The sequence below is a fragment of the Brevibacterium sp. 50QC2O2 genome (assembly GCF_024580675.1).
In the GTDB taxonomy this organism is placed as follows: Bacteria; Actinomycetota; Actinomycetes; order Actinomycetales; family Brevibacteriaceae; genus Brevibacterium; species Brevibacterium moorei.
Map to the genome: position 1 here is coordinate 13,770 of NZ_JANIJZ010000004.1, position 12,599 is coordinate 26,368.

12 protein-coding genes are annotated in these 12,599 nt (G+C 67.7%); 3 read left to right on the forward strand and 9 right to left on the reverse strand.

Features of this window, described 5'->3' with window-relative positions:
* Nucleotides 1–31: 31 nt before the first annotated feature.
* Genes NQ038_RS04620 through NQ038_RS04635 form a run of 4 tightly spaced genes read right to left on the reverse strand, consistent with a single transcriptional unit; the run spans nt 32 to nt 5,472 of the window.
* Nucleotides 32–886 carry an SDR family oxidoreductase gene (locus NQ038_RS04620; protein WP_257047543.1) on the reverse strand — a complete coding sequence of 285 codons (855 nt, stop codon included), beginning with the start codon at nt 884–886 and terminating at the stop codon, nt 32–34.
* On the reverse strand, nt 886–3,429 hold the full coding sequence (gene pheT, locus NQ038_RS04625; protein ID WP_257059681.1) for a phenylalanine--tRNA ligase subunit beta: 2,544 nt from the start codon (nt 3,427–3,429) through the stop codon (nt 886–888). Before pheT ends, NQ038_RS04620 begins: the two co-directional genes overlap by 1 nt.
* On the reverse strand, nt 3,429–4,472 hold the full coding sequence (pheS, locus tag NQ038_RS04630; protein WP_257047540.1) for a phenylalanine--tRNA ligase subunit alpha: 1,044 nt from the start codon (nt 4,470–4,472) through the stop codon (nt 3,429–3,431). The genes pheT and pheS overlap by 1 nt, the downstream gene beginning before the upstream one ends.
* Nucleotides 4,473–4,530: 58 nt before the next feature.
* Nucleotides 4,531–5,472 carry an RNA methyltransferase gene (locus NQ038_RS04635; protein ID WP_257047539.1) on the reverse strand — a complete coding sequence of 314 codons (942 nt, stop codon included), beginning with the start codon at nt 5,470–5,472 and terminating at the stop codon, nt 4,531–4,533.
* A gap of 72 nt (nt 5,473–5,544) precedes the next feature.
* Here NQ038_RS04635 and NQ038_RS04640 point away from each other — a divergent pair, with 72 nt between their 5' ends.
* Nucleotides 5,545–7,353 (forward strand): hypothetical protein, encoded by a 1,809-nt coding sequence (locus tag NQ038_RS04640; RefSeq protein ID WP_257059683.1) that lies wholly within the window; start codon nt 5,545–5,547, stop codon nt 7,351–7,353.
* Nucleotides 7,354–7,430: 77 nt separating this feature from the next.
* Here NQ038_RS04640 and rplT read toward each other — a convergent pair whose 3' ends face one another.
* The 3 genes from rplT to infC form a co-directional block, all read right to left on the reverse strand.
* Entirely contained in the window at nt 7,431–7,817 is a 387-nt protein-coding gene (rplT, locus tag NQ038_RS04645) for a 50S ribosomal protein L20 (protein WP_257047536.1), read from the reverse strand.
* A 34-nt stretch (nt 7,818–7,851) separates the two neighbouring features.
* On the reverse strand, nt 7,852–8,049 hold the full coding sequence (gene rpmI, locus NQ038_RS04650) for a 50S ribosomal protein L35 (RefSeq protein WP_257047535.1): 198 nt from the start codon (nt 8,047–8,049) through the stop codon (nt 7,852–7,854).
* Nucleotides 8,050–8,146: 97 nt separating this feature from the next.
* Nucleotides 8,147–8,761: a translation initiation factor IF-3 gene (gene infC / locus NQ038_RS04655; RefSeq protein ID WP_373456782.1), complete on the reverse strand. Its 615-nt coding sequence runs from the start codon at nt 8,759–8,761 to the stop codon at nt 8,147–8,149.
* Nucleotides 8,762–9,236: 475 nt separating this feature from the next.
* Between infC and NQ038_RS04660 the strand changes: the two genes are divergently transcribed.
* Together NQ038_RS04660 and NQ038_RS04665 are read left to right on the forward strand one after the other, a co-directional pair.
* Nucleotides 9,237–9,563 carry a DUF1844 domain-containing protein gene (locus tag NQ038_RS04660; protein WP_257059684.1) on the forward strand — a complete coding sequence of 109 codons (327 nt, stop codon included), beginning with the start codon at nt 9,237–9,239 and terminating at the stop codon, nt 9,561–9,563.
* 85 nt (nt 9,564–9,648) lie between these two features.
* Nucleotides 9,649–11,013, forward strand: a complete 1,365-nt coding sequence (locus NQ038_RS04665) for a catalase (RefSeq protein WP_257047534.1) — start codon at nt 9,649–9,651, stop codon at nt 11,011–11,013.
* Between the two features lie 39 nt (nt 11,014–11,052).
* Here NQ038_RS04665 and NQ038_RS04670 read toward each other — a convergent pair whose 3' ends face one another.
* Together NQ038_RS04670 and priA are read right to left on the reverse strand one after the other, a co-directional pair.
* Nucleotides 11,053–11,838: an SseB family protein gene (locus NQ038_RS04670; protein WP_257047533.1), complete on the reverse strand. Its 786-nt coding sequence runs from the start codon at nt 11,836–11,838 to the stop codon at nt 11,053–11,055.
* A complete protein-coding gene (priA, locus tag NQ038_RS04675; protein ID WP_257047532.1) occupies nt 11,835–12,581 on the reverse strand; it encodes a bifunctional 1-(5-phosphoribosyl)-5-((5-phosphoribosylamino)methylideneamino)imidazole-4-carboxamide isomerase/phosphoribosylanthranilate isomerase PriA in 747 nt (248 codons plus the stop codon). Before priA ends, NQ038_RS04670 begins: the two co-directional genes overlap by 4 nt.
* Between the last annotated feature and the right edge of the window lie 18 nt (nt 12,582–12,599).

Below are 12,599 nucleotides of genomic sequence, written 5' to 3' on the forward strand. Positions count from 1 at the left end.
GGCATACGGTCAGGGGATTCCGAGTCAGGATCTACATGTCCACGCGCAGCAGTCGCCGCCCGGCCTGCGGTGACGCGGCCGCCAGCGATTCAGGGGTGTCAAGGCCCGCGCGGACATAGCGACCCGACCATGCGTCGAGGTCTCCGGAGGCAAAGGCCAGCGCCAGGTCCGCCACCGCCTGTGGGTCCGTCCACTCGCTGCGTCCGTCGTGGACCGACATCGCAGAGGTCATCTCCGTGCGCACCACGCCCGGTGCCATTTCGAAGATCCGCAGGCCCTGCTCGTGCCCGTAGTGTTCGACCGAATCGGCCAGGCGGAACAGGGCGGCCTTGGAGGCCGAATACGCAGCGTATTCGACGGTGCCCTGGGCACCGGAACCGGAATTGAGATCGATGATGCGCGCCGGGGCCCCGGTAGTGGCCGCGGTGGCCAGCAGCACCGGCGCCAGGGCGTTGACCAGCAGGAGGGGGCCCGCGACGTTCGCTGCGACGACGGCCAGCAGGTCGGCCGGGTCGTCTTCCCAGACGGGGCCCGCGTTCGGCTCAATGCGCCCTGCGTTGTTCACCAGCACGCGCAGCCGGGTACCGGTGCGCGCGGCGATCTCCTCCAGGGATTCTCGCAGCGCCGTCACGGATCCGGGATCGGCGACGTCGAGGCCACAGCCGAAGACCCGCTGTGGTGCCCCGGCCGCGGCCGCGAGTTCGGCCGCCGTGGCCTGCGCCCGGGTGGCATCTGTGGCGGTGAGCACCACTGTGTAGCCGGCGCGGGCGAAGGCCTCGGCCAGATGGCGGCCGATTCCCCTGGCCCCACCGGTGATGAGCACCAGGTCCACACTGTGTTCCGTCCCGGCCGTACCCTGGCGGCCGACTGCCTGCTGCGCGCTCATCAGCCGCGGACCTCGGCCCCGTGACGCTGCGCGGCCACCGCGGTCGCGGCCTCGCGCAGGGCGGAGGCCTCGTCAGCGGTCAGCGTCCGATCGTGGGCGCGGAAGGTCAGCCGGAAGGCCACGGACTTCTTGCCCTGGGCGATCTGGTCGCCGGTGTAGACGTCGAACAGTTCAAGGGATTCGAGCTCGTCCCCGGCCCCGGCGCGCAGAGCCGCTGCCAACTGGCCCACGGTCACCGTATCGTCGACCAGCAGGGCGACGTCCTGCCTGGACACCGGGTAGCTCGACAGGGCCCCGTGCCAATCGCGGGCAGTGGGCTGCGCCAGCAGCGCGTCCAGGTCGATTTCGAAGGCAACGGTGCGCGCGGGCAATCCCAGGTTCTCGCACACCTTGGGGTGCAGTTCGCCCGCATGGCCCAGCACGGCGCCGGTGGCCCCGGTGAAGCGGGCGCAGCGGCCGGGGTGGTAGGGGGCGTACTCCGCGGCCGCGACCTCCGGACGCACGCCGATAAGGGCCGCAATCCGGTGGACCAGTTCGATGACGTCCTGGGCTCCGGCCTGCCGGCCCTTGCCCCAGACGCCGGGCAGTTCAGCGTGTCCGGAGATGATGCCCGCGAAGTGGTACGGCTGGGCCGGGACCGAGGCGAAGATCGCCTCGAGTTCGGCATCGTCGGGGTGATAGCCCGGCTGGAAGCTCAGTCCCTGGGCCAGGGCGGTGGTCTGTGGCGTGGTGACCAGTCCGGCCTCGAACAGGGCGACGTCCTTGAAACCGCGGCCCAGGTTGCGGGCCAGCGCATCGGGCAGGGTCGCCAGCAGGTGCGTGCGCATGAGCGGATTGTCCTCGGCCAGCGGATTGGCTAGGCGGATGTTGACCCGGCGGGGGTCGGCGGCGTCGATGAGTTCGGCATCGCTGCGCTTGTCCGAGGTGAACGGATAGGTCAGGACCTCCGTCAGCCCGGCGGCCGCCAGCAGGTTCGAGACCGCACGACGGGTCCGCTGGGCCCGCGTCAGCCCGGCGCCGCCGGGTGCCTGCGGCAGGATCGAGGGGACCTGGTCATAGCCGTTGACCCGAACGACCTCCTCGACCAGGTCCTCCGAGGCGCTCAGATCGGGGCGCCAGCCCGGCACCGTGACGCGCAGCAGCGCGCCCGGCTGTGCGGCCTCGGCCACCCCGTCGACGCGGCAGCCCACGGATTCGAGCGCGGATACCACCTGGGCCGGCGTGTAGGCCACGCCCACGCGCTTGGCCGCGGCGTCCACCGCGAAGTCCAGCACCGCTTCGCTCGGGGCGGAGCCGGCCACGGTGACATCATGGCTCAGCGTCCCGCCACCGAGTTCGACCAGCAACAGCGCACAGCGCAGTGCGGCAGTCGGCCCCAGGAACGGGTCGACTCCGCGTTCGAACCTGCGCGCGGCCTCACTGGGCAGCTTGTGGCGTCGCGCGGTCCGGGCGATCGACACCGCATCGAAGTGCGCGGCCTCGATCAGGATGTCGGTGGTCTGCTCGGTGACCTGGAGTGCGGCACCGCCCATCACACCGGCCAGGCCGATGATGCGGGTATCCCCCGCGGCACCGCCCTCATCGGTGATGAGCAGGTCCTCGGGGTCCAGCTTCCGCTTGACGTCGTCGAGCGTGGTCAGCTTCTCACCCTTGCGGGCGCGGCGCACGACCAGTTTGTCGCCCAGTTTCGCGGTGTCGTAGGCGTGCAGGGGCTGGCCGAGTTCGAGCATGACGTAGTTCGTCACGTCGACGGTCAGGGAGATGGGGCGCATGCCCTCGTCGAGCAGCCGCTTGACCATCCAGTAGGGGGTCCGCGCGGAGGCGTCGATCCCGGTGACCCGCAGAGCGGTCAGGCGGTCGCAGCCGGGCACCCCGTGGATCGGGGCCTCGTCGGCCAATTCGACGGGGAAGCCGGTGCCGGCGGCGGCCAACAAGTCGGAGGTGTCCAGGGCGGCGGGGTCGGCGAACTCCTGGTTCTTCAGCAGGGCGAATTCCCTGGCCACCCCGCGCAGCGACAGCTGGTAGCCGCGGTCGGGGGTGATGTTGACGTCGAGCACCGTGTTGTCCAGCCCCAGCAGCGCTTTGGCATCATCGCCGGGGGTCCCGTCCAGGCCCCAGTCGGCCAGTCGGATGATGCCGTCGTGGTCCTCGCCCAGGCCCAGCTCACGGGCCGAGCAGATCATCCCGTCGGAGACGTGGCCGTAGGTCTTGCGGGCGGCGATCGCGAAGTCACCGGGCAGCACGGCACCCGGCAGGCAGGCCACGACCAGGTCGCCCGGGCCGAAGTTGTGCGCCCCGCAGACGATCCCGCGCGGTTCGTCCTCGCCCACATCGACGGAGCACCAGTTGACGGTCTTGCCGTTCGAGTGCTTCTCGGGTTCTGCGGTGAGCACGCGGGCGACGACCAGGGGACCTGTAACGGTGGGGCCGAAGAAGTCCTCTTCCTCCAGGCCGATCCCGGCCAGCTCCGCCGCCAGTTCCCTGGCATCGGTGACGCCGGAAAGGTCGACGAGTTCGGAGAGCCATTCCAGGGAGACGCGCATCAGGCGACACCTCCGAAGGTGTGCGAGAAGCGGATATCGCCCTCGACCATATCGTGCATATCGTTGATACCTTCTCTGAGCATGAGGGTGCGTTCGATGCCCATGCCGAACGCGAAGCCCTGGTAGACGTCGGGGTCGATCCCGGCGGCGCGCAACACGTTCGGGTGGACCATGCCGCAGCCACCCCATTCGATCCAGCCGGGTCCGCCGACCTTATTGGGGAACCAGAAGTCCATTTCCGCGCTGGGCTCGGTGAATGGGAAGAAGCTGGGCCGCAGGCGCGTGGTGGATTCGGGGCCGAACATCGCGCGGGCGAATTCGTCGAGCGTACCCTTCAGATGGGCCATGGTCAGGCCCTTGTCGATCGCGATGCCCTCGACCTGGTGGAACACCGGGGTGTGGGTCGCATCGAGTTCATCGGTCCGGAAGGTCTTGCCGGGGCACACGACGTACAGCGGCACACCGCGGTTGAGCAGGGAACGCGACTGGACCGGGGAGGTATGGGTGCGCAGCACCAGACCCGCCGAGGCCGGATCGACGAAGAAGGTGTCCTGCATCTGCCGGGCCGGATGATCCGGTCCGAAGTTCAGCGAGTCGAAGTTGACCCATTCGTTCTCGACCTCGGGTCCCTCGGCCACTTCCCAGCCGTGGCCCACGAAGTGATCGGCGATCTGCTCCTGCAGCTGCTGGAGCGGATGGCGCGAGCCCGCGGGAGTCCGGTTGGTGGGCGCGGTGACGTCGATCGCCTCGCTGACCAGCACACGGGCGTCGCGTTCATCCTCGAGCTGCTGCTGGCGGGCGGCCAGGGCCTTCGAGACGCGCCCGCGGCTCGAGCCCACCAGCTTGCCCGCGGCGGCCTTGAGCGACTTGTCCAGCTTGCCGATGGACCGGTTCGCCAGCGCCAACGGCGCCTTATCGCCCATATGATCGATCTTGGCCTGTTTCAGGTCGTCCAGGGACTCGGCTTGGGCGAATGCGGCGAGCGCGGCTTCCACCGCGGCGGTGACGCCCGCCTCGTCGAGCGGATCAAGATGCTCGGACATCGGCCTTCTTTCTCACGATTTCGTTCAATGTGCAGTCAGGGGTCATTCTACCGGTGGCCTAGAGGCGGACGTTCTTGGCCGATTCGTAGATGCAGATACTGGCCGCCGAGGCCAGGTTGAGGCTTTCGGCCCGCCCGTAGATCGGGATGGCCACGGCGGCGTCGCACTGTGCCCGGTCGGCCTCGGGCAGACCCCAGGCCTCGTTGCCGAAGACCCAGACAGTGGGCCGGGTCAAGTCCAGCCCGGTGTCCCAGGGCACGTGCAGATCGTGGGCGGGCTGATGGGCGTCGGCGGCCAGCACCTGCATGCCGCGGGCACGGGCCAGTTCGGTGACCTCCGGCAGTCCGACCCCGGTGACGACCGGGGTGTGGAACAGAGAGCCGGCGGTCGAGCGGACCGTCTTCGGGTTGTACACGTCGACGCTGGCCGAGGTGAAGACGATGCCATCGGCACCCGCTGCGTCCGCGACGCGCAGCACGGTGCCGGCGTTGCCGGGGTCCCGCACCTGGCTGAGCACGATGACCAGTTTGGATTGTTTGGTCACCACGTCGGTCAGCGGGACGTCCAAGCGCTCGGCCACGCCGACCAGGCCCTGGCTGTGCTCCGTATCGGAGACCTCTGTCAGGGCCTCCTTCGTCGCCTGGTGGATGCGCACGTCCGCCTGCTTGGCAAGCCCCAGGATGTCCGTGTGGCGTTCCGCGGCCTCCGCGGTGATCCACAGATCCACCACCGAGCCGCGCGGCGCGCCCTTGGGGAAGATCGGCTCGCCGGTCTCTTTGTCCCGTCCGGTGGGAATCGTGACGGCCGCCGGTGCGAGTTCGAGCTGGTGGCGCAGCGCCTCGCGAATGGTCTGCGGTCCCTCCATCAGGAAGCGGCGGGCCTTATTGCGCCAGCTGCGCTTGTGCAGCTTCGCGGCCTCCTTCAGGTGCTTGGACTGCGGGGAGGTGATGACCGGTCCGCGCAGGCCGGGATACAGGGCGACGGGTTCGTCAGAAGTCATGGTCCAAGCCTAGCGGCCCCGACGGGGACGACGGCGATGCTATGAGATTCGGTGATTTGATATACAGGTGATGTGAGCGACACAGACCAGCCCAGACCGACCGCGCCCTTCATGCCCTCGGCCCCACCCCCACCCGTTCCTCCCCTGCCACCACAGGACCCGCCGACAGGCGCACCCGGTTCGGTGAACACCGGTGGTAGCCGGCGGAGCGCGCTGCGGCCGGCCCTGCTGGGAGCCGGTGCCGGTGTGCTCGTGCTCGTCCTGGCTCTCGGCGGGTTCGTGCTGTTCCGACATCTGGGCGCCGCGGACTTCAACCGGCCGCCGGTGGCGTCCGGCCGCGTCGATACGACGGGTCTGGAGGACTATGCACTGGTGCCAGCCCCCTCGGGTCTGGTCCCGCCGGAGAAGGACTCCGGCTATCTGTTCCTGGCTGGGGAGGATTCCGATGCCGTGGCGAAGCTGACACCCGATTCGCCCAGCCCCGACTGGATCGCGCCCATTCCCCGCAAACAGGGCACCAAGCGTTCGGATTGCAAACTCGCCGAGGACCACCTCGACTGTGGCAGTGTGACGATCGACCTGCGCACCGGCGACTCCACCGCCACGGGCGGGGACGACACCGGATCCACGGGTGCCGGCACAGAGGACATCACCGTCGACGACACCACGATCACGCGCGAGGGCGATACGATCGTCGGCCGCGATCCGCAGGGCACCGAGGTCTGGCGAGTAACCGTCAAGGATGCCAAGTCGTTCAGCGTCTCCGGAAGCAAGCTCTACGTCAAGGTCGCCGATATGATGTTCGTCTACGATTTCGCCAAGCGCGGCGGTGACACCGAGCAGACCGTCACGGACGAACAGCGCACGGCCGACCGGCCCCAGCGACTGGACAAGAAGGCCTTCGCCCAGGGGAAACTGCAGATCCCCAGCGTGTGCAAGGAGTTCGTCGACTACAAGGAGGACCTCGATCCGGAGCAGGCCGCACGCCGGGCAGCAGACCAACCCTTCACCGAGGTCACCATGTCCGGCGGTCGATTCCATCCGGCCGGGGCGCCGGTCGACTATCAGGCCGCCGAAGTGACCAAGGTCGTGCCGATGACAGTGGCGGGTGGGCCCGCCGCCGCGGTGGTCTTCACCTGTAACCCCGGCGGGAACTACACCTATGATTCGCTGGCCGTCTACGACGCCGAGCGCAAACCGCTGGGCAGCGTCGAGTTCGCAGGAGCCGATGCCCCGGCTCTGCTTGGCTGGGCGCCCAAACTGTATTTGGAGACCGTCAAGGCCACCGGGGACTACCTCCAGCTGAGTGTGCCGGTGGGAGTCTACGGAGACGGCTCGTGCACCGGCTGCGAGAAGTCGGGGACCGCCCGCTACAGTTACCGACTCGGTGCCGATGGTCTGCACATGGTCGACGGGGTGTTGGGAATCAAGGGCAAGCAGGTGCGCAAACCGGCGGTCCAGGATGTGCAGCGCTTCCTCGATGCGGTGCGCACCGGCGACGACGACTATGCCACGAAGCATGCGACGAAGGAGCAGATGGACACGCTCTCCTCCGTGTTGGGGGACGGCCAGGAGAAGGGCGCGCCGACCGTCCGCTCGGTGCAATTCGGTCCCGGCGTCAAAGCCGACAGCTGCGAGGTCGTCAATCCCGTGGACGACTCGGAATACGGTACCGGCACCTACTACTTCGCCAATGGCAAGACCCTGTTGGGCCTCGGCGCGCAGGACATCCGGCCGGGCGATACCGTCTGCGGCATCGTCACCGATGAGATCAAGACGTTCACGTCGGACGACTCCGAGTCCTGTCCGATCTACCTGCTGCTGCGCGGCAATGCCAAGGGCGATGTGCAGGCCTACTACTTCGGACGACAGTTCAGCTGAGGGCAGCGGGCAACACAAAGGGCCGGTAGGGGATCTCCCCTACCGGCCCTATGAAAAACCGTTGGCGCTGAGCGGACTCAGGCTGCGTTCTTCGGTGCGTTCACATCTGCGGGCAGCGCGGCCTTTGCCACGGCGACCAGCTTCGCGAAGGTGGCGGCGTCGTTGACGGCCAGTTCGGCCAGCATACGACGGTCGACCTCGACCTGCGCGGCCTTCAGGCCCTGAATGAAGCGGTTGTAGGTCATGCCGTTGGCGCGGGCTCCGGCATTGATGCGCTGGATCCACAGGCGACGGAAGTCACCCTTACGGGCGCGACGGTCACGGTAGCTGTAGACCAGCGAATGGATGACCTGTTCCTTGGCCTTGCGGTACAGGCGCGAACGCTGTCCGCGGTAGCCGCTGGCGCGGTCGAGAATGACCCGACGCTTCTTCTTGGCGTTGACCGCCCTTTTCACACGTGCCACGTGTACTCCTTAAGAAAAAAGTTTTCGGAAAGACTCAGCGCTTGCCCAAGAGCTTGAGGCCCTTTTTGGCATCGCCCTTCGCCAGGACCTGGTCCTGCGACAGGCGGCGCTTGCGACGCGAGGACTTGTGCTCGGCCAGGTGGCGGTTGTTGACGCGTTCGCGCATGACCTTGCCACTGCCGGTGAGGCGCAGGCGCTTCTTGGCGCCGCTGTGGGTCTTCTGCTTCGGCATGTTGCCGTTCTCCTTTACATCGACACCGTCGGGTGAACGACGGGGCTGGTCCCCGACGCAATGGTGCCCGGCAGGGCACCACCGCGTGGTTTGACGATTATTCCGCCTTGGACTTGCGTGCCTCGGCGTCTGCCTGGGCCTTCGCCTGGGCCTCGCGCTCACGACGCGATTTGACCTCGGCCGTCGAACCCTTGGCTCCGGCGGTGGCCTGACGGGACTCCGCCCTGGCATCCGCCTTGGACTTCAGTGGTGCAATCACCATGACCATGTTGCGGCCGTCGACACGCGGGGACGACTCCACGGTTCCCAGATCCGATACGTCCTCGGCCAGGCGGTTGAGCAGTTTGATGCCCATCTCCGGCCGCGACTGCTCGCGTCCACGGAACATGATCATGACCTTGACCTTGTCGCCACCGGACAGGAACCGGGAGACATGGCCCTTCTTGGTCTCATAGTCGTGGGCATCGATCTTGAGTCGGAACCGGATTTCCTTCAGGGCCATATTGGCCTGATTCTTCCGGGCCTCGCGCGCCTTCTGGGCCGACTCGTACTTGAACTTGCCGTAATCCATGAGCTTGGCCACCGGGGGCTTCGCCTGTGGGGCAACCTCTACGAGGTCCAGATCGGCTTCGCGAGCGAGGTCGAGCGCCTTACGAATGGCGACGATACCGACCTGTTCACCGTTGGGTCCGACAAGGCGGACCTCGGGCACCCGGATCCGATCATTAATGCGCGGCTCGCTGATGTGCTCGCTCCTAACATTCCAAGAAAAAGATCACTCGGGCCAAAAGGAAAGGCTCCCTTTCGACCAATGCGAAGGGAGCCCGGAATCTTATGATTGCAACCCGAGGGCTGCAACGCATTACCACATCAGTGGTGAAAATTCGTACCCGACCGCTTGAACGGTCAAGGTGGGAGCGGGCTCCGCTTTGCACTAACGACCATAGTACCCGTATCCGTCGGCATTTGCACATCGACTCCGTCACACACATGAATCTCACTCGACGTCGTCTTCCCCTCCCCTGCATTTCAACACCGGAGGGCGGCCACGGGGCCGAGGACCTGCGCAGTGGTCCGTGTGGGAAGCTTGGACCATGAATGAACAGACGAATTTCTCCTTCGAGACCCAGGATGCCGAGTCCGGCGCCGCCGCAGCCAACGCCGAGGAACAGGCCGCCGGCACCGCGATGCGCGACATCGCCGAGGTTGCGGCCGTCGAGGTCATCACCTCGGCAGCCGTCCACCTGATGAGCGCAGCGGCGGTCAAGGTGGGGCTGGCCGAGGACGCAGACGGAGTCAAGGGCGCGGAGTTGATGGACCTCGACGAGGCCCGCAAGCTCATCACCGCTCTGGCCGGCTTGATCACCGCAGGCGCGCCCGAGGTCAGCGATTCCCACGCCCGCCCGCTGCGCGATGGACTGCGCAGTCTGCAGTTGGCCTTCCGCGAGGCCTCGGCCATCCCCGATGCCCCCGGCAAGGGACCGGGCGAGAAGTTCACCGGCCCCGTTATGTGAGCCGCGAACCGAACCCGGGCCCGAGCCCGGTTTAGGTCGCCCAACCTTCCTTGCACGCGCACGCGCCCCCGTTATCCTGGGACGCGTGCGTGATCTTTTTGCATCGGACGTCCCCAGTGCCTCGGTTCTCAGCGGACCGGCCGGACCGATCCTCCTCCAGGACCACTATCTGATCGAGCGACTCTCCCGGCCGACCCCGCGGCGGCGGTCGGTCAACGCCAAGGGCGGCGGAGCACTCGGCACGTTCACCGTCACCGGCGATGTCTCCGCGCTGACCCGTGCCCAGGTCTTCGCCCCCGGCGCCCGGACCCAGGTGCTGGCCCGCTTCTCCTCGACCTTCGGCGAACCGGGATCCCCGGATACCTGGCGCGATCTGCGCGGCTTCGCCGTGAAATTCTACGGTCCCGACGGCAACCTGGACATCGTCGGCAACAACTCCCCCGTGTACTACGTGCGCGATACGACGGCAGTCGGGGCGCTCATGCGCGCTGGCCTGCGCGATCCGGAAACCGGGCTGTACTCCCACGACGCCCAGTGGGACTTCTGGTCGGCCACTCCACAGACGGCCCACCAGGTCGCCTATCTGATGGGCGACCGCGGGATCCCGCGGTCCTGGCGCGAACAGAACGGCTACGGCACGCACACCTTCCAATGGGTCGCCGCCGACGGCCGCAAATCCTGGGTCAAGTACCACTTCGAATCCGCGCAAAAGGCCGACTTCCTCTCCGCCCACGGCCATGAGGGCTTCGGACAGGCCGACGCGCAGGCGATGGCCGGCATCGACGCCGACTTCCACCGGCGCGATCTGGCACAGGCGATCAACGCGGGGAACTATCCCTGCTGGACCCTGTCGGTTCAGGTGATGGACGAACAGCGGGCGACCGAAGTCGACTTCGACCCCTTCGATCCGACCCGCGTGTGGCCCCACTCCGAGTTCCCCCTGCACGAGGTGGGCCGCCTCGAACTCGACCGCAACCCGCGCGACTTCTTCACACAGGTTGAACAGGCGGCCTTCACCCCGGCCAATCAGGTGGCCGGAACCGGGCTGAGCCCCGATCCGATCCTGCTGGCCAGGGTCCGTGCCTATGGGCTCTCGCACCGGCAGCGCATCGGCGCCGACTTCGCGGCTCTACCGGTCAATCGGACCCTGCCCGGCGTCGTGCCGGGTACCGCGGAGCCGCTGGCGGCCGAGGACCTGCTCGTCGGTGCCCAGTCCGCGGGGAGCCCGGCAGCGGGTCGAGCCGCCGCCGACTTCGCGCAGGCCCACACACTGGTGCGCACCGTAATGGACGATGAGCAGCGCGACCGGCTTGTCGGCAATGTGTCCGGGCACCTGCTCTGCGGCGTCAGCGAGCCGGTGCTGAGCCGGTCATTCGACTATCTGCGGCGCATCGACGCCGAGACCGGGGACCGCGTCGAAGCAGTGGTCCGTGCGGCCGGGCACCGGTGAACCGGACCGGGTCCCGATAGGACCGGCCCCGGCCGGCCGTTAAGCGGACTCGAGACTCAGAGTCAGGGAATCAGCGGCCTCGGCGATCTGCGGGGAGCCGGCCAGAGCCGTCTGCAGGGAGCCCAGCTCCGCCTGACTCGGCTGCCGTAGCGCCCGCACGTGCAGTGATACCTCGGGACCGCTCACAACGAGCCCGGCCGACCCCGGACCTACGCCCAGGGAGTCGATCCAGTCCAGGCCGGGAGTCTCACGCGCGATTCGCCCCAATTCCGCCACCGTGTTCGGATCGGCCCAGGCGGGCTGCCACTGCTCCTGTTTCAAGAACGCCCACAGGGCGGGCCTGCGCAGCAGGAAGGAACGCGGTGAGCCGGGGTCGAGCACGACCAGTTCCGCACCCTCCTCGACGGCCGCCGCGCACAGGCGCTCGGCCTCGATCGGTACGGGCCTGGCCTGCGGGTGCCAGGCGGTGAGGCTCGGGATGTCGGTGAAGCACGGAACGCAGCGCCTGCCGTCCTCCGAGGCCAGGAGCACCATCGCCATTTCGGATTTATTGTCGTGGACGTAGCCGTGTTCGTCGGTCGTATGTTCCACCGCGGTCGGCAGCACGGGGGCGTAGAGCCGGGTATCGCGCAGCGCTGCGAGGACGGATACGTGCAGCCGTGGATCGAAGGGATCCCGGGTCACGGCGCACAGAGCGTCGACGAGAACGGCGTCCGCCTCCCCCGTATCGCCGGAGAAGGGGTTGGGGTGCAAGTCCCGGCCGGCCCACGGGGTGCCGGCGGAATCCGCGGTGTTACCGTCGACGCCCGCGGCTTTGTCCGTCATGCCGGGCGCCCCGCCACGTCGAGGGCCTGGGCCAGGGTGAACTTGCCGGCGTACAGTGCCTTGCCGACGATCGCGGAGTCGACGCCCAGTCCGACCAGTGCGCGCAGCGCACGCAGATCGTCCAGGCTGGAGATCCCGCCCGAGGCGACGACCGGCTTATCGGTGCGCTCCGCGATCTGACGCAGCAGATCGACATTGGGTCCGCGCAGGGTGCCGTCCTTGGTCACATCCGTGACCACATAGCGCGCACAGCCCGCTTCCTCCAGCCCGTCGAGCACCTCCCACAGGTCTCCCCCGTCTTCGGTCCAACCGCGGGCGGCCAGGGTGGTCCCCCGGACGTCCAGGCCGATCGCCACCGTATCGCCATAGGTCTTGATGACCTCGGCGGTCCAGGCGGGGTTCTCCAGCGCCGCTGTACCGATGTTGACGCGCTCGGCGCCGGTGTCCAGGGCACGTTCCAGACTCTCCGTATCGCGGATCCCGCCGGAGATCTCCACTTTCAGGGAGACCGACTTCGTCACCCGCTTGAGCAGTTCGTAGTTCGACCCGCGCCCGAAGGCGGCATCGAGGTCGACCAGGTGGATCCATTCCGCGCCGGCCTCTTCGAAGCCGTGTGCGGCATCGATTGGGGACCCGTACTCGGTCTCGCTGCCGGCCGCCCCCTGGACCAGGCGGACGGCCTTGCCGCCGGCCACGTCGACAGCGGGCAACAGAACGAGGCGGGGATCGGTGGTTGCGGTCATGTTCTCTTCGCTTTCGAA